Genomic DNA, 19,860 nt, shown 5'->3' on the forward strand with positions numbered 1-19,860 from the left:
TTGCGACCACACCGTGTTCCGTTAGAATGCAGGCGGGAGTAAGGATATGGGCAGACTGATCGTCGATGCGGCCTCGAGCCTCGATGGGTTCTGGGCTGACGCTCGCGGCAGGAGTGTTGTCTCCGCCGCTGATCTCCATGGTTCCGGCCTGTCAGGTCGGCTGGACGAGGTGTGCGGCGCGGTGGTCATGAGCCGCCGTTCGTTCGAACTCTCCGCCGACACCGGCTGGATCGAGGATGCCTATCCGGCGAAGACCCCGGTCTTCGTGGTGACGGATGCGCCTTCCGCTATTCCCGCGCGAGGGGTGTTCCATTTCATGACCGGCTACACCGCCGCCTTCGCCGCGGCTCAGGAAGCGGCCGGTGACAAGGCGGTGCTGGTCGTGGGAGAGGGCGGCGCCATGCGGGCGGCGCTGCGGTCCAGCGATGCGGACGAGATCTGGCTGCGCGTGGTATCCCGCACCCTCGGCAACGGAGCGCCGCTGTTCGAGGACGACATCCCGGTCGAGAACTACTTCGTGTCCGAACTCGATACGACCGCAGACGCCGTCCACATGCATCTGGAGCGCAGGCTGGACGCCTGAACGGTCAGGCGGGGCAGGCGCTCATCGCCGCGTCCCGCTTGTGCAGCGATATCGTGACGAGGAAGATCGCCAGGCCCGCCAGCGCGAGGCATGCGCCGATCCAGCCGGTCGAGGTCAGGCCGTAGCCTGCCGCGATGGCCATGCCGCCAAGCCATGGGCCGAGCGCATTGGCCATGTTGAAGGCGCTGTGATGCGCCGCTGCCGCTAGTGCCTGCGCATCGCCCGCAACGTCCATCAGGCGCGTCTGCAGCACCGTGCCGAGGCCACCGCCGAAGCCGATCAGCAGCACGACGATGCACAGCGTCACGATATTGCCCGCCATCAGCGAGAACAGCGCCAGCGAGGCCGCACTGAACAGCAGCGCGCCGATGGCTGCCTTGGTCTGTGCGCGGTCGGCGATCCAGGCCCAGAACAGGTTGCCCGCGGTCATACCGATGCCGAAGATGGCGAGCACGGCAGGGACGAACTGCTCGGAGACGTGCGTAACCTCGATCATGGTCGAGGCGACGTAAGTGTAGACGCAGAACAGGCCGCCGAAGCCGATCGCGCCGGTGAGGAGCGTCAGCAGCACCTGCGGGCGGCGCAGCGCACCAAGTTCGCGCAGGGGGCTGGCGGCGGCGTCAGCAGGCTGGCGCGGGGCGTAGAGCGCGACCAGCGCCATCGTCGTGATGGCGAGCACCGACACGACCGCAAAGCCGCTGCGCCAGCCAAGCGCCTGACCCAGCCAGTTGGCGGCGGGAACGCCGATGATGGTCGCGACGGTGAGGCCCGACATCACCATCGCCACCGACTGCGTGCGCTTGTTGGCGGGCACCATCGAGGCGGCGACGAGCGCGGCGATGCCAAAGTAGGCGCCATGCGGGAGGCCGCTGACGAAGCGGCACAGCAGCAGCAGCGGATAGTTGGCGGCGAGCGCCGACAGCCCGTTGCCGATGGCGAAGACGCCCATGAGGCCGATCAGCAGCTTGCGCCGTTCCAGCTTGGCTGCCAGCACCGCGATCACCGGTGCGCCCACGACGACGCCCAGTGCATAGGCGCTGATGGCGTGGCCTGCCTGTGGCTCGGTCAGGCCGAGGTCGCGGGCGAAGAAGGGGACGAGGCTCATCGCCGCGAATTCGGTGGTACCGATGGCGAAGGCACCCATTGCAAGGGCAAGGATGACGAGCGCGGGGTGGGTCGCGCGGCTGGGGGCTGAACTGTGCTGAGTCATGTTGCGTTGCAACATAGAAACGTTTGCGTATCACGGCTACCCGGTGAGCCGTGCAAATTACGCAACGCTGCTGTGAATAACCTGCATCGCCGGCGGTTGTCGCCGGGTTGGCGCGTGGCGGGCTATGGTGTCGCGAAGGCAGGCGCTGTAGAGGCCGGGGCGATTTCAGGCAATTCAGGCAGACCCATGGCCCGTAAGTATTCCAAGCATGGTCCCCGCGAAGACCTGCATGTCGAGGAAGAGGAAACCCCGGCAGAGCCCGTGCCCTGCTGGCTGTGCGGGCGACCCACCGGCCAGACGATCGTGTGGCATCATCCCGTGCCCAAGAGTCGGGGCGGGCGCGACGTGGTGCCGATGCACCCGATCTGCCAGCAGACGCTGATCGCCAACTTCACCAATTCCGAACTGCAGCGCCACGGCATGGACGTGGAGGGCCTGCTGCTCCACCCCAACGTGCGCAAGTTCGTCGACTGGGTGGCCAAGAAGGATCCCGACTTCAACGCGGCGATCACCAAGAAGCAGCGCTGACGGACGAACCTGACCGCCTACTTCGCCACTTTTTCGTTGGCGTGGCGGGCGAAGAACCACCAGCGACCGTCCTTCCATAGCCACACGTTGGTGAAGCGCCGTTCGACCGGCTGCCCGCCGTCGGCGCGGCGTTTGCCCGCGATGCTGTCGGTGGAGGGCTGGACGATCTCCCGCCCCGCCACTACGCCGACATTGCCGTCGAGCGACACGTTCTCGACGAAACGGTCGAAGCGGTCGTGGCCGATGCCCCGGTTGCGCCAGAGCGCCAGCGTTCGCTCGCGCGACCAGATCTCGCCTTCGGGGGAGTTCACGGCGAATGCCTGGTGCATCATGGCGTCGAGCGCGTCAGCGTCGCGAGTGCGGGCGGCCTGATGCTGGGCGGCATCGGCCTGACGCAGACTACCCTCATCCTGCGCAAGGGCGGGGAAGGCGATCAGCGAAGCGGCAAGAATCCCGAACAGGCGCATGGCAAGTTCTCCGGAGTCGGGTGTGTGCCCGACCCGGCAAGTCTACCATGCCTGTGCCGGTTCAGAAGACCGGATCGAAGCCCGGGGGCAGTTCGCTGGCGGGGCCGCTCTTGTCGTCGCTGCCGGGGACGTGGATGCCGCACTCGGTCTTGTCCCAGCCCTTCCAGCGGCCCGAACGCGGGTCTTCGCCCGGCGCGACCTTGCTGGTGCAGGGCATGCAGCCGATCGAGGGATACCCTTCCGCCACCAGCGGGTGCGGGGGCAGGTCATGCTCGGCGATGTATTCGGCCAGACGCTCCGCCGACCAGTCGATCAGCGGGTTGATCTTGAGGCGACCCTGCGCGTCGGTGGTGTCGATCTCGAAGCGCGGCAGGTGCGAGCGGGTCGCGGCCTGGAACGACTTGCGCCCGGTGAACGAGGCGTCGTAGTGCGCCAGTGCCTTGGCCAGCGGCTTGACCTTGCGGATCTCGCAGCAGCCGTCGGGATCGAATGACCAGCGCAGGCCGTTCTCGTCCTTCTTGGCGATCTCCGCCGCGTCGGGCGTCAGGTTGATGAGGTTCGTCAGGCCGAGGCGCGCGATCAGCGTGTCGCGATAGGCCAGCGTCTCCGGGAAGTGCTTGCCGGTTTCGAGGAACAGCACCGGCACGTTCGGGTCCACGCTCGCGACGAGGTGGAGCAGGACGGCGCTTTCCGCACCGAAGCTGGACACGATCGCCACATCGCCCGCCATTCGTTCGTTCAGCAGCGTTTCGAGCATCTCGCTCGTGTCGGTGCCGCGGAACAGGCGGTTGAGCCGCACCGCGTCCGCCTCGGTGAACCGGGCGGACGTGTCGATGCGGTCTCTGATACGGTCTTCGTTTTCAGCTTCGGTACGGAACATAGGGATATCCCTTCTGGCCCTTGGACTTACGCTCCCGTTCAGGCGGGGTGGCGCTTGGCCCAGATGGCCTGGCGGCCGTCCACGACGGTTGCCTGGTACACGTTGTCCCACCGTTCGAAGGCGTTCTTCGCGTCAGCGGGGTTGAGCGCCTTTTCGGGCGCGAAGGCATCGAAACCGCAGCGGCGCAGGTGGCGCAGCATGTCGATCACGACATCGCCGACCGCGCGGATCTCGCCTTCGTATCCCGCTTCGCGCAGGATGCGGGCCGATGAATAGCCGCGACCGTCCGTCCACGCGGGGAAATTGACTTCCACCAGCGAGATACGGTCGAGATGCGGCAGCAGATCGCGGGCGTCGTCGCCCGGCTCGATGCGCACGGCGGTGGCGTTGGACTGTTCGGAGAACGCATCCACGGTGACGGCGGGATCGTTGACGGCCTCGTCGTCACGGAAGCGGAACTGGACGTCAACCATAGATGGCCTCCTTGAACGGGTCCATGCCGATACGGCGATAGGTGTCGAGGAAGCGCTCCTCGCCCTGCTTGTTGGCGAGATAGACTTCGGTGGCCTTTTCGATCGCGTCGACCACGCCATCCTCGGTGAAACCGGGGCCGATGATCTTTGCGAGCGAGGTGTCCGCACCCTCGCTGCCGCCGAACAGGAGCTGGTAGTTTTCCAGGCCCTTCTTGTCGACGCCGAGGATGCCGATGTGGCCCGCGTGGTGGTGGCCGCAGGCGTTGATGCAGCCCGAGATCTTGAGCTTCAGCTCACCAATCTCCGCCTGCTTCTGCGCCGAGCCGAACCGCTCGGAGATCTTCTGCGCGACCGGGATCGAGCGGGCGTTCGCCAGCGAGCAGTAGTCGAGGCCGGGGCAGGCGATGATGTCGCCCACGGTGTCGAGGTTGGCGGTGGCGAGGCCCGCTTCGTCCAGCGCCTGCCAGACGGTGTAGAGGTCCGCCTTCTTCACATGCGGCAGGACGATGTTCTGGGCATGGGTCACGCGCAGTTCGTCGAAGGAGTATTCACGGCCCAGCTTTGCCATCAGGCGGATCTGGTCGGCCGAGGCGTCGCCGGGAATGCCGCCCACGGGCTTGAGGCTCACCGTCGCGATGACGTAGCCCGGCTGCTTGTGCGCGGTGGTGTTGCGCTCCACCCAGAGGCGGAAGTCGGGATCGGTCAGGTCCAGATCGTCCGAAAGGCCGGTCTCGAAGGCGGGCTCGACGAAGTGCGCCTTGATGCGCTCCAGCTCGGCAAGCGGCGGCTCGATCGGCTGGGTCAGCAGGTGGGCGAACTCCTCCTCGACCTGGCGGACGTATTCGTCACGGCCCAGTTCATGGACGAGGATCTTGATGCGCGCCTTGTACTTGTTGTCGCGGCGGCCATAGCGGTTGTAGACGCGAAGGCACGCCTCGGAGAACGTGATGAGCTGGTCCAGCGGCACGAATTCGCGGATCAGCGGCGCGATCATCGGGGTGCGGCCCATGCCGCCACCGGCGTAGAACTGCGCGCCGATCTCGCCCGCATCGTTGCGGACCATCTTGATGCCGATATCGTGCAGACGCATCGCCGCGCGGTCCTTTTCGGATGCGATGACGGCGATCTTGAACTTGCGCGGCAGCACCAGGAATTCCGGGTGGAAGCTGGACCACTGGCGCAGCAGCTCCGCATAAGGGCGCGGGTCGATGATCTCGTCGGCTGCGGCACCGGCGAACTGATCCGAGCTGATGTTGCGGATGCAGTTCCCGCTGGTCTGGATCGCGTGCATCTCCACCTTCGCCAACTCGGCGAGGATGTCGGGCGTCTCTTCCAGCTTGATCCAGTTGTACTGGATGTTCTGGCGGGTGGTGAAGTGGCCATAGCCACGGTCGTACTTGTCCGCGATGTCGCCCAGCAGGTGCATCTGCGTGGAGTTCAGCGTGCCGTAGGGCACCGCCACGCGCAGCATGTAGGCGTGCAGCTGGAGGTACAGGCCGTTCTGCAGGCGCAGCGGCTTGAACTGGTCTTCGGTCAGATCGCCGGAAATGCGGCGACGGACCTGATCGCGGAATTCCTCGACCCGCACATCGACCATCTGCTGGTCGTATTCGTCATACTTGTACATCAGATCACCCAGTTCAGAGCGTCGGGATCGGAAGGCTTGAGCGTCAGATCGAGGCGCACGGTCGGACCGAAGGCGCGGATGCGCTCCTTGATATGCGCGGGACGCACGCCCTCTTCGGTCTTCTCGCCATCGACGACGTAGGCCGCGAAGACGTTCTGCACGCCTTCCTCGCGCGCGATGATCGCGGCGCCATGATCGCCCACGTCGGCGCTGTCGTTCACGTCGAGCGACCAGCTGACGCCGGTCCACCAGACGACGGCTCCGCTTTTCAGGTCGTTGCCCGTCAGGATCTTCACTGTACTGCCTCCAGCGCCACGGCGCGAATGGTGTTGTCCGCTTCCGCGGTCACGGAGCCGATAACGATAAGCGCGGGGCTTTGCACCCTTTCGATCTCCACCAGATGAGCAAGTCCGGCGAGCGGGCTGCGCAGCACGCGCATGTCGGCGCGCGTCGCCTTCTCGATCACAGCCACCGGCACGTCGGGCGCAAGGCCGTCGGCGATGAGCTTGTCAGAAATCTGCGCGGCGGTGGCGATGCCCATGAAGATCACCAGCGTGCGGCCCTTGCCCGCAAGCCCGGACCAGTCCTGGTCGGATAGGCCCTTGCACTGGCCCGCCACGAAGCTGACGATCGAGGCATGGTCGCGGTGGGTCAGCGGGATCTGCGCGGCGGCCGATGCGCCGAGTGCCGAGGAGATGCCGGGCACGACTTCCACGCGCACGCCCGCCGCCTTGCAGGCTTCCGCTTCCTCGCCGCCACGGCCGAACACGAAGGGATCGCCGCCCTTCAGCCGCACGACATCGTTGCCGGCCAGCGCCTCGCGCACGAGGAGGGCGTTGATCTCCTCCTGCTTCATGGTGTGGCGCGAGCGGGCCTTGGCGACGGAGATCAGCCGCGCGGTCGGGCGTGCCATGGAAAGGATCGCGGGATCGACGAGGCCGTCATGCACGACGATCGAGGCGCTCATCAGCAGGCGCGCGGCGCGCAGCGTCAGCAGGTCCGGATCGCCGGGGCCTGCGCCGACGAGATAGACTGTGCCCACTCGGGGGGCTTTGGGATCGCGACTCTGTGCCATGGTCAGGCGCAGATGGGCCTGAGCGCGTTCCCATGCCAGCCAGAATGGCTTTGTGGGGGGTAAGGGGAGCTTTATGGTCGGTGAGATCACACGGGTTGGATGAAAATAAAAAGCTTTTGCGGTGCATCATTAACCCGCGTCCTAACCAAATTTTAACCGAACCAATGGACGTTTGCTTCACCAAATGGAGGTGGTGCATGGCCATTGCGGCTCATTTCGAAGCAGACGAAGTCGTCGGGCGTCCTCGTGCGGAGCGTCGTCGACTGCTTCTTGAGACGCAAGGCGCGCTGGAATCCGGCCAGCATACCCCGGTGGTCCTGCATAATTTCTCCGAAACCGGCGTGCTGCTGGAAAGCCAGGTCGAGTTGGAGATCGGCGAGACGATTGAACTCGATCTGCCCGACGCGCCGCATTCGCGTGCGAAGGTGATATGGGCCAGCGGCAAGCTTTACGGCTGTGCCTTCATCACACCGATCCCGAGCGCCACCCTGCGCGCGGCCCAGCTTCGCAGCGCCGTGCAGACCGAGCTTGGCCTTGGTGCGGCCCCGGCTCCGGCAGGTCCGGGCGCCATCGGAGGTGAGAGCCTTGGCGAGCGCCTCCATCGCCTGCGCAAACTGCGCGGACTGACGCAGGGCGAACTGGCCAACCGCCTCGGCGTCAGCAAGCCGACGGTCTGGGCATGGGAGCAGGGGCGGGCGCGTCCGATCGAAGAGCGCATCGACGCCATCGCGGAAGCGCTTGGGGTCGAAGTGGCGGAACTGCGGCCGAGCCGCACCGTGCCAGGCCTGTCCGAGCTGATATCCCGCTGTCGCGATCAGATTGCCGCCGCCGTCGAGACGACGCCGGAGAAGGTTCGGATCATGATCGAACTCTGATTCGATCCGCACGGCAGTTTCTGTGCTGTTGTGGCGCTCTAATAAATTGCAGACCGCGTTTGCGCTTTCAGTAAATGAATTGAATGGTAAATTCTTCACAAATAACAATGATGATTAAGTTGGTTATATAACAAAACTAATATCAAAAAATTGAGGCGCAAAGAAATTTGGTTAATGATATTAATTTTATCTCCGGAGTGTTTTACTAAAAGCTTCTAGGGCGGATTCGAGGCGGTCATGTGGGCCGCTGAAGGGCGGTCGAGGCAGCATCCGGGAAGTAGTCGGCATGGGCATGAACTTTACATTCCAGGAAAGCTCGGTCCTCTACGGCATGCTCGCGGAGAGCACGACGGACGTCATCCTGAAGACCGACCCCAAGGGTTTCATCGTCCACGCGACCTCGGGCATCGCCGAACTCGGTGCCGAAGAAGCCGCGCGCGATGGCGCGGCGCTGGTCGGTCCGCACATCCTCGATCTCGTGGCGCCGGAGGCGAAGCAGCAGATCGCTCGCGCTCATGCACGGGCGATGGCGGGCGAGGATGTCGACTGGATCGAATTTCCCGCGCTGACCCGCGACGAACGCAAGCGCTGGTTCGAACTGCGACTGCGGGCACTCCTGCGCCATGACGGCGCCCCGTATGGCGTGCTGGGCGTAATGCGCAACGTGGACGAGATGCGCTCGCTCAGCGAACGGCTCTTCACTGCGACTTACACCGATCCGCTGACCGGGCTCACCAACCGCACGGCCTTCATCTCGATGCTGGAGCACATGCTGGAAGCGCGGATGGACGGGTGTCTTGGCCTGTTCAGCATCGATTTCTTCCGCACCATCAACATGCAGTACGGCCAGAGCGTCGGCGACGAGGTGCTCACGGTGTTCGCTGACCTGTTGCGCGAACTCCTGCGGACGGAGGACATCATCTCGCGCATCGGGTCGGAGCGGTTCGCGGTGATCCTCCCGCGCGTTACCCCTGCCGAGGCGGAGGCCATATGTCGCCGGGTGGTAACCACGCTCGCCGAGCTCAAGCAGACGGTCGGTGCCAGCCACTTCGCCATGACCGTCAGCGCCAGCGTGGCGAACATCGGCGGCACGCTCGATTCTACTATTGAGCGGGCCGAGATGGCGCTGTTTGTGGCCAAGGCGAAGGGGCGCAACCGGCTGGAAATGGAAAAGTCCGTCCGCCTTGCCGTAGGTTGACCGTTAGCGCCGCACTCAGGCCTTTCGGGCCAGCGCAAAGACGCTTGTGCCGCCCAGCCGGTTCAGCCGCATAAGCGACACTTCCAGCGCACTGAGGCCGAATAGCGCGTCATTGATCGGCCTGCTCACGGGCTTCATGTCGCTGGTGGCAGGCTTTCCTTTTTCGGTCAGTCGTTTCCAGCCGCGGACGGCCGCGACCATGGGGAGTACGGCTCCGAAGAAATAGTGCCCGTGCACCATCTCCAGCCCGGCCTTGCCCAGAACTCCGGCCAATCCGGGGAGGGTGTACCGGCGATAATGCTCTAGGAATACGTCATGACCGCTCCACAGCCACATGAAGGCGGGGACCGTGACGAGGAAATGCGTGCCCGATGCCGCCTGCGCCGCATATTCGCGTACCAGAGCCACGTCGTCCGGCACATGCTCGATGACGTCCATCATGAGCACGAGATCTGCCGGCGTGGCTTCCACGCTGCGGCGGAAGCGCAGGGCCTTGCCCGCGACCGTCTCTTCGGTTTCAGCAGGATAATTGGGATCGACGCAAGTCGCCTCGCGAGCCTGCGTGGCGGCAAGGATGCGACGCGAGAAGAAGCCCGATCCTGCCCCGACATCCAGCACGCTTTCGAACGGGATGCTGTCCAGATCGTGCAGGACCGCCTTCAGCTTGGCACGATAGTACCAGTGATCCTCGATCCGCTCGCCGAGGATGTCTTCTTCCTTGAGGTCCATGAAGCGCCCGATGTTGTCCGCGTTGGGAGAGGCATGGCACCGTGCGTGCGGATTGTCCGCATTTATTCTTCACGACCAGTGATTTCGTAGGGTTCGAAAAAATCACTCCCATCGGTATCGGGGACGCTACCTTTCCATGAGTGCCAACGAACCTGACGCAGGAGGATGCGGATTGTCCCGCTGTTGAACTGTTCGCGATCGATTTTCTGATGCGTCTCGCAGCAACTCTGGTGATGGACTGCATCACGGTGATTGTCGGAAAAAACCAGATTGCCGGGTGATCAAATCAGCGATGGCACAGCGTGCTGAAATATTTTCCTCGCTATGCTTTGGGTCGCATTGGTGAGGCGTCATGCCACGAAGGCGGCCAAGATGATCTCTGCAGTTTGCCTGCACATTTATTGGCCTGCCACTGAAGGGTGGCAAAGATTTTCAACCGCGCATTTTTCCGCTGGTTCCCCGGGGATTTGTATCTGTAGAGCGCAACAATCCATCTCGACGCGTAACAAAAATTCGCAATCCCGGTACGGGTATGTCCGAGGCGTGGTGTCTTCCTTCCGTCATACGATCCCAGGGGAGGAAAACACGAAAAATGAAACTCCATCGAACCGGCCTGCAACTCGGCTCCGTCAGTGTCGGCGCCATGGCGATTATGCTGTGTGCTACCCCTGTAGTTGCTGCTACCCAGGATGCCTGCGGTCTCGTCGATGGCGAAGTGACCTGCACAGTGGACGGCGGTCCCTATGATGATGGAATCCGCTACGACGAAGCGGGCAACCTCGTCGTCCATCTCGAACCGGGCCTGTCGCTGGATACTGTCGCCGGAAAGACGGCGCTCATGGCGATCTCGACGATCGGCTCGGGCGGATCTCTGTGGATCGACGGCTCTGGTGCCTCGATCAACAGCAAGGATGGTTTCGGGGTCTTCGCAGAAGCGCAGGGTGATCTGGTTATCGACCTCGCCAGCGTAACCACGCAGGTGGAAGCACCCGGCATGTACACGGGGGCATCCTGGCGGCTTCAGCTTGGGGTAACGAAATGATCAACGTCGGTTCTGTGACCGTCAGCGGCGATGGTGTATCGGGCATCATCGCGCAGAACGCGATCGGGGCGATCAATATCAATGCTGGTAGCATCAGCCTTGAAGGCTTGGGCGGGAACGGAATCGAAATGGTCATCGGCGGAAACGTCCGGGTCGATGTCGGATCAATCCACGGCACGGGCGACAATGTATGCGACTTCGGTGCGGGCATCGACGTCGTACGCAACAGCGGCCTTGTTCGTCTGACGGGCGGCAAGGCGACCATCAACGGGCTGGAGCGCTTCGAGAACAGCGGCGTGATCGACCTCGGCGATGGCAAAGTTGGTGATTTGCTGACCCTGAGCGGCGACTATGTCGGTCGGGGCGATGCTGCGCTTCGTCTCGACGTAAATGCGGCGGTAACCGCATCGGACCAACTGGTGATCCTCGGCAACGCATCGGGCTCGACCCGGATCCGCAATGAACATTCGGATAATTTCCTGTACAGTCTTGGCTGTGCTATATGCTGTAGCCGGTGTTCTGCATTTGATTGTTCCGGCGCCATTCGTCGCTATCGTCCCGGATTGGGTTCCTGCGCCTACCTCAGTCGTCATTCTAACCGGTATTGCGGAGATCTTTGGCGCCGTTGGCATCGGGCAACCTTGGTCGTGCCGACTGCGCTCAACTGCAGCCTGGGGGCTTGCAGCTCATGCCTTGTGCGTATGGCCGGCGAACGTTCAGCACATGCTGCTCGATCTTGCGAGGCCTGAGCATGGTCTCGGGCTTGCGTACCACATACCACGCCTTGCGTTGCAGCCGGTGCTCATCTGGTGGCCGTTATGGGCGGCGCGCGTCACGGCCTGGCCATTCCGACCGCGCACCTGACCATCCCGGTCGCGCGCGTCAGGCGGGCCGGAATGCCAGCGCAGCACCATTCATGCAGTACCGTAGCCCGGTAGGCGGCGGCCCGTCATCGAAGACATGGCCAAGATGACCGTCGCAACGGGTGCAGCGGACTTCCTTGCGGACCATGCCCATGGAGCGATCGGTGACGATCTTCACCGCGCGGGGGAAATGGTTCCAGAAGCTGGGCCAGCCCGTCCCGCTATCGAACTTGGTGGAGGAGGAGAACAGCGGCAGGTCGCAGCCCGCGCATAGGAAGCGGCCCTTGCGGTGCTCCTTCAGAAGAGGGCTTGAATAGGGACGCTCGGTACTCCCCTGTCGCAGCACCGCATAGGCCTGAGGGGACAGCCGTCGGCGCCATTCCGCGTCCGGCAGGCTGAGACCTGTCGCCGGAGCGGCGATCGCGGCGCCACCGGCCAGTACGACGGCACCCGTAACAAACAGCGTCGACGTAAACGCACGGCGGTTCAGTGAGAAAACGTTCGAAGTCATCGCCTCGCAAATCCTGTCGGCTGAGAGTGTGCAGGCGATACATGGGGTTGCGGGCCAACAACCCACAAGCCCCATGTGTCGTTGCTCCTGTGGTCAGGGCATCAGCACGGTATCGACCACGTGGATGACACCGTTCGACTGCATGACGTTGGCGATGGTGATCTTCGCCTTGCCGCCCTTGGCGTCAGTAAGCCACCAGCCTCCGGCCTTGTCCTTCCAGGCCGTCAACTTCTCGCCCTCGACGGTCGTCAGCATTGCCTTGCCGCCGTGGGCCTTGGCGTTGGCCGCGATCTCGGCTGCGGTCATGCGGCCCGCGACGACGTGGTAGGTCAGCACTTTCGTGAGCATCGCCTTGTTTTCAGGCTCAAGCAGCGAATCCACGGTGCCCTTGGGCAGCTTGGCGAATGCGGCGTTGGTGGGCGCAAAGACGGTGAACGGACCGGGTCCCTTGAGCGTATCGACAAGCCCGGCGGCCTTCACCGCCGCGACGAGTGTAGTGTGGTCCCTGGAGTTGACGGCGTTGTCGATGATGTCCTTGGTCGAATACATCGCGGCGCCGCCCACCATCGGGTTCTTGGCCGCAATGGCCACGCTTCCAGTGAGCAACAGGGAGGCGGCGAGGCCGGAGGCGAACTTGCGGGATAATGCTTGCATGTCAGGCATCCTCTTTCGCGCACTCTCGTGTTTGGAGTGCCCCGAAGATACGGAGCACCCGCCGATCCGGATGCGGCAAGAAATCAGATGATCGAGATTTTTCCTGTCATCACCGGCAGGCCGCTCGGCGCGGCATGGGGAGCCGTGGTGGGATCTTCCATGGTAATGGCCAGCGTCGCGTCTGCAGCAAGGAGCGGGCGCATTGCGGGATCGACGGGCATCGCGCCTCCTTCGTGTGTCATCATGCCCAGCGAGCGCGGGACGCCATCCTGCGGAATGACCCATAGCTCGGGGCCTTTGCCATCCCCGGGCGTCTTCTGCGCGCCGACCCGAAGTACACCTTTCTGCGGATCGTAGCTTATGGCGAGAACCTGCGCCTCGCCGGTCCCGGTGAGTTGCGAGACGGCCATCGGAATGCGTGCCGGTGGCTCGATAGGACGCGATACTATGAAAAGGGCAAGCCCAGCCGCGATGGCTCCCGAGGTCAGGGCGCCAGCGCGCCAGGCACGCAGCCTGTTCAGGCTGGGTCTCTCCGGCTTGTCACCGATGCGCGCCGCGACTGCATTCCAGACCCGGGACGAAGGCAGGCCGGGCGGCAGCGTATCGAGCAGGGGCGCGAGCCTTGTGCTCCATCCTTCCACCTCCCGGGCGAAGGCAGGGTTGGAGATGCACAGGCGCAAGCCCTGCGCACGCTCTTCTCCTTCCAGCAGCCCAAGTGCGAGTTCGGCGGCAAGAGCACCGCGATTCGGTTCTTCGGCCGTGTCAACCATGGCCAAGGCAGTCCTTCAGCCTGAGCATGCCACGCCGGATCCAGCTCTTGACCGTGCCAAGCGGTGTATCGCTGCGCTCCGCCAGTTGCTGGTAGGTCAGGCCCTGAAGGAATGCGCTGCGGATCGCCCCGGACTGCTCGCTAGGAAGATCTTCGAGGCACACGAGCAGCCTGCGTCTTTCCTGATCGCCTTCCATCAGCGCGTCGGCGAGCGGCGCATCATCCGCTATTCCGGCCATCGCCTCATCGGGGATGGCGTCATAGCGATGTTCGGCCCGGCGCCAGTCGACGGCGGCGTTGCGCGCGATCATGGCGAGCCAGCTTATGGGACTGGCCCGAGTGTCGTCGAACGACGCAGCCCGTCTCCAGACTTTCACGTAGACATCCTGAAGCACATCCTCCGCGGCTTCCCGGTCCGCGCAGATGCGAAGACAAATGCCGAACAGCTTGGCGGAGGTGAGATCGTAGACGCGGCGCAATCCGGCAGCATCGCCGCTGGCGGCAAGATGGATCGCCGAGACCAGAAGTGCCCGGTTTTCCGACCGTGCCGCAGAACTCGCTTCATGCATTCGCCGGTCTCATCCCTGCTTCGCCGAAGCATCAACGATCCTGCGCAGAACTTGTGCCGGGCCCGGATACGAGAACGGGATTGATGCGATAGAGTGCAGGGAAGGTTGCTTTCAGCGCGGCGACCTTCGGCAGGTCGTTGCGGCGGATATAGGCCGAATCCGGGTGCAGGGTCAGGTAGTCCTGATGGTAGGCTTCGGCTGCATAGAAGCCTTTGAACGGTTCCACTCGTGTCACGATCGGGCGCTTCCATGCCCCGGCTTTGCCTAGTTGGGCTATGTACCGCTCGGCTGTCTCGCGCTGGCCCGGCGACTGAGGGAACAGCGCGCTGCGATACTGCGTCCCGCGATCCGGCCCTTGCGCATTGAACATCGTAGGGTCCGCGACCACCGAGAAGAACACATGCAGGAGTTGTCCATAGCTGACCTGCCGGGGATCGTAAGTGACCTTGACCGCCTCGGCATGGCCGGTGCCGCCGCGCGAGACCACTGCATACTGCGCGCTTTTCCTGTCGCCGCCCGCGTAGCCCGATATCGCGCTACTTACGCCTTTGACATGCTGGAATACGCCTTGAACGCCCCAGAAGCACCCGCCCGCGAAGACCGCGGTTTCGCGCTTGCCTGCCACGGGCGCTTGGAATGTCGGGGCGGGTATGCGGAATACGGCCTGCGTCGAAGCGGCTTCGACGCTGTTCTCGCGCAGGAGCGTGGCGATGCCAACCATGCTCCCGGCGAGGGCGGCAACGAACACGGCGGTGCTGGCTATGCGGTTCATGGCGGGATGCTCCGACTTGGTGGTCTTCTACATGAAGATACGACAGAAGTTGTCGAAAGGATGCATGGCGGCGTCGTTCATCCATCATTATGGTGTCGGGGCGTTTATGGGCCGGCAACATCCGATCGGCCGACGCAGGGAGCGCGGCAAGTTCCGGCATCTGCGGCAAGGTGGCGATACGCATGATCCTTTTTCTGCTGGCTTACCTGGGCGGTGTGCTGACGATCATCAGCCCCTGCATCCTGCCTGTGCTGCCTTTCGTTTTCGCGCGCGCCGACAAACCGTTCCTGCGTAGCGGCCTGCCGTTGCTGCTGGGCATGGCGATGACCTTTGCCGCCGTCGCGACGCTGGCGGCGGTAGGGGGAGGATGGGCCGTCCAGGCGAATGCCTATGGCCGGATCGCGGCGCTGGCCGTGCTTGCGGCGTTCGGGTTGCTGCTGCTGTTTCCCTCCCTTGCCGATCGGGCGACGCGTCCGCTGGTGGCATTGGGAGGAAGATTGTCACAGTCCGCGGATCGGGCGGATCACGGTGCGTCGAGTTTCCTCGCCTCGCTCCTGCTGGGCGTCGCCACCGGCTTGCTGTGGGCGCCCTGCGCGGGGCCGGTGCTCGGCCTCGTGCTCACCGGGGCGGCTCTGCAGGGCGCAAGCGCGCATACGAGCCTGCTGCTGCTGGCTTACGCGGCAGGGGCGGCGACCTCGCTGGCGCTGGCCTTGCTGGTCGGCGGCAAGGTCTTCGCGGCGATGAAGCGCTCGATCGGCGTCGGAGAGCGTATCCGCAAGGTTCTGGGCGTCGCCGTCCTGGTTGGCGTCGCCGCGATCGCGCTGGGGCTGGACACCGGACTGCTGACCCGGCTTTCGCTGTCAGGCACGGCGCGTTTCGAACAGGGCCTGCTCGACCGGTTTCATCCTGACGACGCGGTGCCTTCGGCTGCCATGCGCAAAGGCGGGCAACTGGCCGACGAAGGTGCGTTCCCGTCGCTGGCGGGAGCGAACGAATGGATCAATTCGCAGCCGCTGACTCCGGCATCACTGCGCGGAAAGGTCGTGCTGGTCGATTTCTGGACTTACAGCTGCATCAACTGCTTGCGCTCGCTGCCCTATGTGCGGGCCTGGGCGGAGAAGTACCGCGATCAGGGTCTGGTGGTGATCGGCGTCCATACGCCCGAGTTCGCGTTCGAGAAGGATCCTGCGAACGTCCGCAAGGCGGTGCGCGACCTCGGCATCGCCTATCCGGTGGCGATCGACAACGACCATGGCATCTGGCGGGCATTTCGCAATCGCTATTGGCCCGCCCACTACTTCATCGATGGCAAGGGCCGCGTCCGCTACCACCACTTCGGCGAGGGCGACTATGCGCAGTCGGAGAGGGTGATCCAGCGCCTGCTGGCGGAAAACGGCAGCGCGGTGGGCGACGTCGGCACGGTCAACGTGTCGGCGGACGGTGCGGGAGCGGCTGCGGGGCAGAGGAAAGCGCGATCGCCCGAAACCTACCTCGGCTATGGCAAGGCGCTGCGGTTCGCCTCGCCGGGCGGTCTCGTTCGCGACGCCCGTCACGACTATGCCGCTCCTGCTTCCCAGCAGCGTGACGCGTGGGGCCTTGCCGGTACATGGACGGCCGGTCGCGAAAAGGCATCGCTCGATGCTGCGGGAGGACGCATCGTCTATCGCTTTCACGCGCGCGACGTGCATCTCGTGCTCGGCCCGGCACGCTCGGGGCAGCGGGTACGGTTCCGGGTGACCGTCGACGGCAAGGCGCCCGGCGCGGACCACGGGACCGATGTCGATCCGGGTGGCAACGGCGTGGTCGATGGCCAGCGGCTCTACCAGTTGATCAGGATGCAGGGCGGCACGGCTGAGCGCACTTTCGCGATCGAGTTCCTCGACCCCGGAGTTCAGGCCTACGCATTCACGTTCGGCTGAGGCGTGCCATCGGTCTGTGCGCACAATGGCACATGGGCAACAAAACGTCATGGTAAGGTGACGCAACTAACGGTGCCACCTCGCTGTTTGTCCTTCCGAAAGCAGCCGATCTGGCTGACTGATAAGGAGGATTTCCATGAGGGCACTGTACTTTGCGCCTATGGGCGCAATGGCGCTCGCTCTTGCCGCGCCGGCATTCGCTCAGGATAGCGATGCGGTCGATTGGAGCGGCCCGTATGTCGGCGGCTCGATTGGCTACACGTTCCAGAAGAGCGACAACAACGAGCATCTTCGCTTCGACACCAATGCCGACGGCACCTTCAACGACACGGTCACGACGACCACCGGCGCGAACGCGTTCTCCCCGGGGACATGCGGCGGCGGGGCGCGTGGTTCGACACCGGCCAGCGGCTGCCGGGGCGACAAGGACGCGCTGAGCTGGATGGGCCATGTCGGCTACGACCGCCAGTTCGGCAGCATTGTGGCAGGCGTGGTCGCCGAAGCAGGTAAGACGTACATCGACGACGCGGTGAGCGAATACTCGACGACACCCGCATACTACACCATGCGCCGCCAGATCGACTGGAACGGCAACCTGCGCGCCCGACTGGGCGTGACCACGCGCAGCGGCATCATGCCCTACGTGACTGGCGGCCTGTCCTACGCCAAGGTGCAGAACAGCTTTGATACCAGCAACGGTGCGAACAGCTTCACCGAAGTGAACCGCAAGGAAGATGCCTGGGGCTGGAACGTCGGTGGCGGCGTGGAAGCCAAGGTCGCGCAGAACTTCTCTATCGGCGCGCGCTACCTCTATACCCGCTACAATGCCGACGATTATCGCGTCGATGTCGGTGCCGGCACCGCACCTGCGACCAATCCCTTCCGCATTACCCCCTCGGGCGGAGCCAGCATCAATCGTGGCGACAAGTTCGATACCCAGAGCGTGATGGTGACCAGCAGCTTCCGCTTCTGATCTGCTCGCTTCGAAGAAATGTCGTCGCGCCGGATTTCCGGCGCGGCGGCTACAGAGATCTAATCATGGCGCAAAGTCAACCGCATCAGGACAGCAGCAACGTTTGCTGTAAATTGACATTTACCCATCAGGTGGAGCAACCGATGCTCATAAAAGCGGCAATTCTGCCAGCTTCGCGGTCGTCCGTCGGTGTCCTGCGGTGATGTCGGGATTATTTGCAGGAAGCGTAGAAGCGATGGGATGAAGCCGGCGAGACTGCGGATCACGTCAGGCTCGCCTGTTCCATCGGTCAGCGGACGGTGAAACCGTAGCTGCCTTCGATGCGGTGCTGGTCCGCCGCGACGGCATGCCAGGTGAGGACGTAGGTACCGGTGGGCAGGGGGCGGGGGAGCGTAGCGCTCAACGTCTTGCCCTTGGCCTTGGCAGCGATGCCCTTGATCGGCATCGGCTTGTGGTCTGCCATGCCCGGCATGCCTGTCATGACGAGGTCGATGCCGGAAAGCGGCGCGACGAGGTCTTCGGAGAAGTTGAGGGTGATCGAGGTTGGCTTGGCGACCGCGGACTCGGCTGCGGGAGTCGCGCTCAGCAGCTTGGGGTGGGCGAACGCGGCGGAAGGCAGGGCGGCGAGCGTCATGCAGACGGTCGCGGCGAGGGCAGCAAAACGCATTGCGGGAACTCCTCTTCGATCCGGACGACCATTTGGTCCGGACTTGCATGAGGTCATACGCAGCACTTTTCGCGATCCCTCTTGTACCGTGAAAAAATTCCTGATGGATGAGGGAAGCAGGGTTCAGCCGCGTATCGAGGGCAGGCCGGATGTCTGCGTGAAAGGAGCGAAGGCTTGGAGGATCTCGACCGCATGTTCGCGCGATTGCGCGACGAACCGATGCCCGAGGCTTTCGGCGGGCTTGATGGTGGGGTGATCGCCGGGCTTGCGGCCGGGCGGGAGCGACTGGCTGGGCGCAGGACGCTGATGCTCGCCTGTGTCGTCGCTGCGGGTGTCGGCCTGTGGGGTGGCCTTGTGGGGCCGATGCCTGCGCGGGCGCATGATCGGTCGTTGCTTGCCCTGCCCGCAACTGCGCCGTCGCACCTGCTGGGCTCATGAGAGTTTCCGGAATGCATCGCTACGTCATCGTCGCGCTGGCAGCGTTCCTTGTGGCGCTGGGCGCGCTGTGGATCGGGCAGCGGGTACGAAGCGGTGAGCCCGAGGAAACGCGTATCCATGCCATCATGCATCGCGAACTGGAGCTCGACGCCGATCAGGAGGCGAGGGTCGACGCGCTGGAGCGGGGTTTCGGGCAGCGTCGCGCGCAATTGGAAGGCGAACTGCGCGCCGCCAATGCCCGCCTCGCAACGGCCATTGTGCGCGAACATGCTTACGGTCCGGACGTGGAAAAGGCAGTCGACCAGTCGCACGTCGCCATGGGCGAACTCCAGAAGGCGACGTTGCAGCATGTCTTCGCGATGCGCGGCGTCCTGCGGGCGGATCAGACCGACCGCTTCGACAAGGCGGTGGCCGAAGCGCTGACTTCTCCCACGGTGGATTGAACCGGCGTGGCCGGAACCGGACTGGAGATGGTGCCGAGCGAAGATGCGCGCGCCGTGTCGGCGGCGCTTGCCGGGCGGCAAGCCGGTTACGAGGCGCTGATGCGCGCCCATCGCGATGCCGTGTTCCGACTGGCGCGTGGCCACACCGGCAGCGAGGCGGATGCACTCGACGTCACTCAGGAGAGCTTCGTCGCCGCGTTTCTCGCGCTCCATCGCTATGATCCGGCGCGGCCGTTCCGGGCGTGGATCCTGCGCGTCGCGCTCAACAAGTGTCACGACTGGGCGCGCCGACGTGCGGTGCGGCGGTTGTTCGCGTTCGCCCTGCCGCTGGAAGAGGCGGGCGAGGTTGCTGACGATGGGCTCGGCCCCGAAGCCGTCCTTGCGTCCCGGCAGGAGGTCGCGCGCATCAATGCCGCCATCGCCGCGCTGCCTGCTGCATTGAAGGAACCGTTGCTGCTCTGCGCGATCGAGGGGCTGTCCCAGGACGAGGCGGGGGCGATCCTCGGCATCAGCCGCAAGGCGGTGGAGACGCGCATCTACCGCGCGCGCCAGAAATTGTCGCATCTGGTCGAGGGCTAGGCGCTTGGCCCGCGTA

General features: G+C 64.2%; 26 protein-coding genes and 1 pseudogene. 13 read left to right on the forward strand and 14 right to left on the reverse strand.

The window, feature by feature from the left end; translation table 11 throughout:
• Positions 1 to 46: 46 nt before the first annotated feature.
• Complete coding sequence (locus LO787_RS07390; RefSeq protein WP_232495202.1) at positions 47 to 583, forward strand: dihydrofolate reductase family protein; 537 nt, start codon at positions 47 to 49, stop codon at positions 581 to 583.
• A gap of 4 nt (positions 584 to 587) precedes the next feature.
• On the opposite strand, the gene LO787_RS07395 is transcribed toward LO787_RS07390, so the two are convergent.
• Positions 588 to 1,793: an MFS transporter gene (locus tag LO787_RS07395; RefSeq protein ID WP_232495203.1), complete on the reverse strand. Its 1,206-nt coding sequence runs from the start codon at positions 1,791 to 1,793 to the stop codon at positions 588 to 590.
• Positions 1,794 to 1,979: 186 nt separating this feature from the next.
• Between LO787_RS07395 and LO787_RS07400 the strand changes: the two genes are divergently transcribed.
• On the forward strand, positions 1,980 to 2,321 hold the full coding sequence (locus LO787_RS07400) for a hypothetical protein (RefSeq protein WP_232495204.1): 342 nt from the start codon (positions 1,980 to 1,982) through the stop codon (positions 2,319 to 2,321).
• A gap of 17 nt (positions 2,322 to 2,338) precedes the next feature.
• Here LO787_RS07400 and LO787_RS07405 read toward each other — a convergent pair whose 3' ends face one another.
• The 6 genes from LO787_RS07405 to cobA all read right to left on the reverse strand — a co-directional run bounded on the left by LO787_RS07405 (position 2,339) and on the right by cobA (position 6,843).
• Positions 2,339 to 2,788: a nuclear transport factor 2 family protein gene (locus LO787_RS07405; RefSeq protein WP_232495205.1), complete on the reverse strand. Its 450-nt coding sequence runs from the start codon at positions 2,786 to 2,788 to the stop codon at positions 2,339 to 2,341.
• Positions 2,789 to 2,849: 61 nt separating this feature from the next.
• A complete protein-coding gene (locus tag LO787_RS07410; RefSeq protein WP_232495206.1) occupies positions 2,850 to 3,668 on the reverse strand; it encodes a phosphoadenylyl-sulfate reductase in 819 nt (272 codons plus the stop codon).
• 38 nt (positions 3,669 to 3,706) lie between these two features.
• Positions 3,707 to 4,141 carry a DUF934 domain-containing protein gene (locus tag LO787_RS07415; RefSeq protein ID WP_232495207.1) on the reverse strand — a complete coding sequence of 145 codons (435 nt, stop codon included), beginning with the start codon at positions 4,139 to 4,141 and terminating at the stop codon, positions 3,707 to 3,709.
• Positions 4,134 to 5,768 carry a nitrite/sulfite reductase gene (locus tag LO787_RS07420; protein WP_232495208.1) on the reverse strand — a complete coding sequence of 545 codons (1,635 nt, stop codon included), beginning with the start codon at positions 5,766 to 5,768 and terminating at the stop codon, positions 4,134 to 4,136. Before LO787_RS07420 ends, LO787_RS07415 begins: the two co-directional genes overlap by 8 nt.
• Positions 5,768 to 6,064 carry a DUF2849 domain-containing protein gene (locus LO787_RS07425; RefSeq protein ID WP_232495209.1) on the reverse strand — a complete coding sequence of 99 codons (297 nt, stop codon included), beginning with the start codon at positions 6,062 to 6,064 and terminating at the stop codon, positions 5,768 to 5,770. Before LO787_RS07425 ends, LO787_RS07420 begins: the two co-directional genes overlap by 1 nt.
• Positions 6,061 to 6,843, reverse strand: a complete 783-nt coding sequence (gene cobA / locus LO787_RS07430; RefSeq protein WP_232495210.1) for a uroporphyrinogen-III C-methyltransferase — start codon at positions 6,841 to 6,843, stop codon at positions 6,061 to 6,063. The genes LO787_RS07425 and cobA overlap by 4 nt, the downstream gene beginning before the upstream one ends.
• A 95-nt stretch (positions 6,844 to 6,938) precedes the next feature.
• On the opposite strand from cobA, the gene LO787_RS07435 reads away from it, so the two are divergent.
• Both LO787_RS07435 and LO787_RS07440 read left to right on the forward strand, forming a co-directional pair.
• A complete protein-coding gene (locus tag LO787_RS07435) occupies positions 6,939 to 7,718 on the forward strand; it encodes a helix-turn-helix domain-containing protein (protein ID WP_232495211.1) in 780 nt (259 codons plus the stop codon).
• A 292-nt stretch (positions 7,719 to 8,010) separates the two neighbouring features.
• Positions 8,011 to 8,916 carry a GGDEF domain-containing protein gene (locus LO787_RS07440; protein ID WP_232495212.1) on the forward strand — a complete coding sequence of 302 codons (906 nt, stop codon included), beginning with the start codon at positions 8,011 to 8,013 and terminating at the stop codon, positions 8,914 to 8,916.
• A gap of 15 nt (positions 8,917 to 8,931) precedes the next feature.
• Here LO787_RS07440 and LO787_RS07445 read toward each other — a convergent pair whose 3' ends face one another.
• Complete coding sequence (locus LO787_RS07445; protein ID WP_232495213.1) at positions 8,932 to 9,645, reverse strand: class I SAM-dependent methyltransferase; 714 nt, start codon at positions 9,643 to 9,645, stop codon at positions 8,932 to 8,934.
• Positions 9,646 to 9,785: 140 nt separating this feature from the next.
• Here LO787_RS07445 and LO787_RS07450 point away from each other — a divergent pair, with 140 nt between their 5' ends.
• The 4 genes and pseudogenes from LO787_RS07450 to LO787_RS07465 all read left to right on the forward strand — a co-directional run bounded on the left by LO787_RS07450 (position 9,786) and on the right by LO787_RS07465 (position 11,551).
• The gene (locus tag LO787_RS07450; protein ID WP_232495214.1) at positions 9,786 to 9,926 is read left to right on the forward strand and encodes a hypothetical protein; all 141 of its coding nucleotides are present in this window, start codon (positions 9,786 to 9,788) and stop codon (positions 9,924 to 9,926) included.
• 311 nt (positions 9,927 to 10,237) lie between these two features.
• The gene (locus LO787_RS07455) at positions 10,238 to 10,687 is read left to right on the forward strand and encodes a hypothetical protein (RefSeq protein WP_232495215.1); all 450 of its coding nucleotides are present in this window, start codon (positions 10,238 to 10,240) and stop codon (positions 10,685 to 10,687) included.
• 128 nt (positions 10,688 to 10,815) lie between these two features.
• A pseudogene (locus LO787_RS07460) lies at positions 10,816 to 11,100 on the forward strand (hypothetical protein); the annotation flags it as partial.
• Positions 11,101 to 11,146: 46 nt separating this feature from the next.
• Positions 11,147 to 11,551, forward strand: coding sequence for a DoxX family protein (locus tag LO787_RS07465; protein ID WP_232496278.1), 405 nt, complete (start codon positions 11,147 to 11,149; stop codon positions 11,549 to 11,551).
• An 18-nt stretch (positions 11,552 to 11,569) separates the two neighbouring features.
• Here the strand turns inward: LO787_RS07465 and msrB are convergent, their stop codons facing one another.
• From msrB to msrA, 5 genes are all read right to left on the reverse strand, one after another.
• The gene (msrB, locus tag LO787_RS07470; RefSeq protein ID WP_232495216.1) at positions 11,570 to 12,061 is read right to left on the reverse strand and encodes a peptide-methionine (R)-S-oxide reductase MsrB; all 492 of its coding nucleotides are present in this window, start codon (positions 12,059 to 12,061) and stop codon (positions 11,570 to 11,572) included.
• 93 nt (positions 12,062 to 12,154) lie between these two features.
• Complete coding sequence (locus LO787_RS07475) at positions 12,155 to 12,715, reverse strand: fasciclin domain-containing protein (protein WP_232495217.1); 561 nt, start codon at positions 12,713 to 12,715, stop codon at positions 12,155 to 12,157.
• Between the two features lie 83 nt (positions 12,716 to 12,798).
• Positions 12,799 to 13,485: an anti-sigma factor gene (locus tag LO787_RS07480; RefSeq protein WP_232496279.1), complete on the reverse strand. Its 687-nt coding sequence runs from the start codon at positions 13,483 to 13,485 to the stop codon at positions 12,799 to 12,801.
• Positions 13,478 to 14,053, reverse strand: coding sequence for a sigma-70 family RNA polymerase sigma factor (locus tag LO787_RS07485; RefSeq protein ID WP_232495218.1), 576 nt, complete (start codon positions 14,051 to 14,053; stop codon positions 13,478 to 13,480). The genes LO787_RS07480 and LO787_RS07485 overlap by 8 nt, the downstream gene beginning before the upstream one ends.
• A 31-nt stretch (positions 14,054 to 14,084) precedes the next feature.
• Positions 14,085 to 14,825, reverse strand: coding sequence for a peptide-methionine (S)-S-oxide reductase MsrA (gene msrA, locus LO787_RS07490; RefSeq protein WP_232495219.1), 741 nt, complete (start codon positions 14,823 to 14,825; stop codon positions 14,085 to 14,087).
• 182 nt (positions 14,826 to 15,007) lie between these two features.
• On the opposite strand from msrA, the gene LO787_RS07495 reads away from it, so the two are divergent.
• Together LO787_RS07495 and LO787_RS07500 are read left to right on the forward strand one after the other, a co-directional pair.
• Positions 15,008 to 16,744, forward strand: a complete 1,737-nt coding sequence (locus tag LO787_RS07495; RefSeq protein ID WP_232495220.1) for a cytochrome c biogenesis protein DipZ — start codon at positions 15,008 to 15,010, stop codon at positions 16,742 to 16,744.
• Between the two features lie 136 nt (positions 16,745 to 16,880).
• Entirely contained in the window at positions 16,881 to 17,717 is an 837-nt protein-coding gene (locus tag LO787_RS07500; protein ID WP_232495221.1) for an outer membrane protein, read from the forward strand.
• Positions 17,718 to 18,006: 289 nt separating this feature from the next.
• Here LO787_RS07500 and copC read toward each other — a convergent pair whose 3' ends face one another.
• Positions 18,007 to 18,384 (reverse strand): copper homeostasis periplasmic binding protein CopC, encoded by a 378-nt coding sequence (gene copC / locus LO787_RS07505; RefSeq protein ID WP_232495222.1) that lies wholly within the window; start codon positions 18,382 to 18,384, stop codon positions 18,007 to 18,009.
• Between the two features lie 174 nt (positions 18,385 to 18,558).
• On the opposite strand from copC, the gene LO787_RS07510 reads away from it, so the two are divergent.
• Genes LO787_RS07510 through LO787_RS07520 form a run of 3 tightly spaced genes read left to right on the forward strand, consistent with a single transcriptional unit; the run spans position 18,559 to position 19,844 of the window.
• Entirely contained in the window at positions 18,559 to 18,822 is a 264-nt protein-coding gene (locus LO787_RS07510; RefSeq protein WP_232495223.1) for a hypothetical protein, read from the forward strand.
• Positions 18,819 to 19,265, forward strand: a complete 447-nt coding sequence (locus LO787_RS07515; RefSeq protein ID WP_232495224.1) for a periplasmic heavy metal sensor — start codon at positions 18,819 to 18,821, stop codon at positions 19,263 to 19,265. Before LO787_RS07510 ends, LO787_RS07515 begins: the two co-directional genes overlap by 4 nt.
• Before the next feature lie 27 nt (positions 19,266 to 19,292).
• Complete coding sequence (locus tag LO787_RS07520; protein ID WP_232496280.1) at positions 19,293 to 19,844, forward strand: RNA polymerase sigma factor; 552 nt, start codon at positions 19,293 to 19,295, stop codon at positions 19,842 to 19,844.
• Positions 19,845 to 19,860 lie beyond the last annotated feature (16 nt).

Source organism: Novosphingobium kaempferiae (assembly GCF_021227995.1).
Classification (GTDB): Bacteria; Pseudomonadota; Alphaproteobacteria; order Sphingomonadales; family Sphingomonadaceae; genus Novosphingobium; species Novosphingobium kaempferiae.

Coding starts and splice junctions, on each gene's coding strand:
- LO787_RS07390 (WP_232495202.1), top strand. CDS start 47: ATGGGCAGACTGATCGTCGATGCGGCCTCGAGCCTCGATGGGTTCTGG.
- LO787_RS07465 (WP_232496278.1), top strand. CDS start 11,147: ATGAACATTCGGATAATTTCCTGTACAGTCTTGGCTGTGCTATATGCT.
- LO787_RS07410 (WP_232495206.1), bottom strand. CDS start 3,668: ATGTTCCGTACCGAAGCTGAAAACGAAGACCGTATCAGAGACCGCATC.
- LO787_RS07400 (WP_232495204.1), top strand. CDS start 1,980: ATGGCCCGTAAGTATTCCAAGCATGGTCCCCGCGAAGACCTGCATGTC.
- LO787_RS07395 (WP_232495203.1), bottom strand. CDS start 1,793: ATGACTCAGCACAGTTCAGCCCCCAGCCGCGCGACCCACCCCGCGCTC.
- LO787_RS07475 (WP_232495217.1), bottom strand. CDS start 12,715: ATGCAAGCATTATCCCGCAAGTTCGCCTCCGGCCTCGCCGCCTCCCTG.
- LO787_RS07415 (WP_232495207.1), bottom strand. CDS start 4,141: ATGGTTGACGTCCAGTTCCGCTTCCGTGACGACGAGGCCGTCAACGAT.
- copC (WP_232495222.1), bottom strand. CDS start 18,384: ATGCGTTTTGCTGCCCTCGCCGCGACCGTCTGCATGACGCTCGCCGCC.
- LO787_RS07420 (WP_232495208.1), bottom strand. CDS start 5,768: ATGTACAAGTATGACGAATACGACCAGCAGATGGTCGATGTGCGGGTC.
- msrB (WP_232495216.1), bottom strand. CDS start 12,061: ATGACTTCGAACGTTTTCTCACTGAACCGCCGTGCGTTTACGTCGACG.
- LO787_RS07500 (WP_232495221.1), top strand. CDS start 16,881: ATGAGGGCACTGTACTTTGCGCCTATGGGCGCAATGGCGCTCGCTCTT.
- LO787_RS07445 (WP_232495213.1), bottom strand. CDS start 9,645: ATGGACCTCAAGGAAGAAGACATCCTCGGCGAGCGGATCGAGGATCAC.
- LO787_RS07455 (WP_232495215.1), top strand. CDS start 10,238: ATGAAACTCCATCGAACCGGCCTGCAACTCGGCTCCGTCAGTGTCGGC.
- LO787_RS07405 (WP_232495205.1), bottom strand. CDS start 2,788: ATGCGCCTGTTCGGGATTCTTGCCGCTTCGCTGATCGCCTTCCCCGCC.
- cobA (WP_232495210.1), bottom strand. CDS start 6,843: ATGGCACAGAGTCGCGATCCCAAAGCCCCCCGAGTGGGCACAGTCTAT.
- LO787_RS07515 (WP_232495224.1), top strand. CDS start 18,819: ATGAGAGTTTCCGGAATGCATCGCTACGTCATCGTCGCGCTGGCAGCG.
- LO787_RS07495 (WP_232495220.1), top strand. CDS start 15,008: ATGATCCTTTTTCTGCTGGCTTACCTGGGCGGTGTGCTGACGATCATC.
- LO787_RS07485 (WP_232495218.1), bottom strand. CDS start 14,053: ATGCATGAAGCGAGTTCTGCGGCACGGTCGGAAAACCGGGCACTTCTG.
- msrA (WP_232495219.1), bottom strand. CDS start 14,825: ATGAACCGCATAGCCAGCACCGCCGTGTTCGTTGCCGCCCTCGCCGGG.
- LO787_RS07480 (WP_232496279.1), bottom strand. CDS start 13,485: ATGGTTGACACGGCCGAAGAACCGAATCGCGGTGCTCTTGCCGCCGAA.
- LO787_RS07440 (WP_232495212.1), top strand. CDS start 8,011: ATGAACTTTACATTCCAGGAAAGCTCGGTCCTCTACGGCATGCTCGCG.
- LO787_RS07520 (WP_232496280.1), top strand. CDS start 19,293: ATGGTGCCGAGCGAAGATGCGCGCGCCGTGTCGGCGGCGCTTGCCGGG.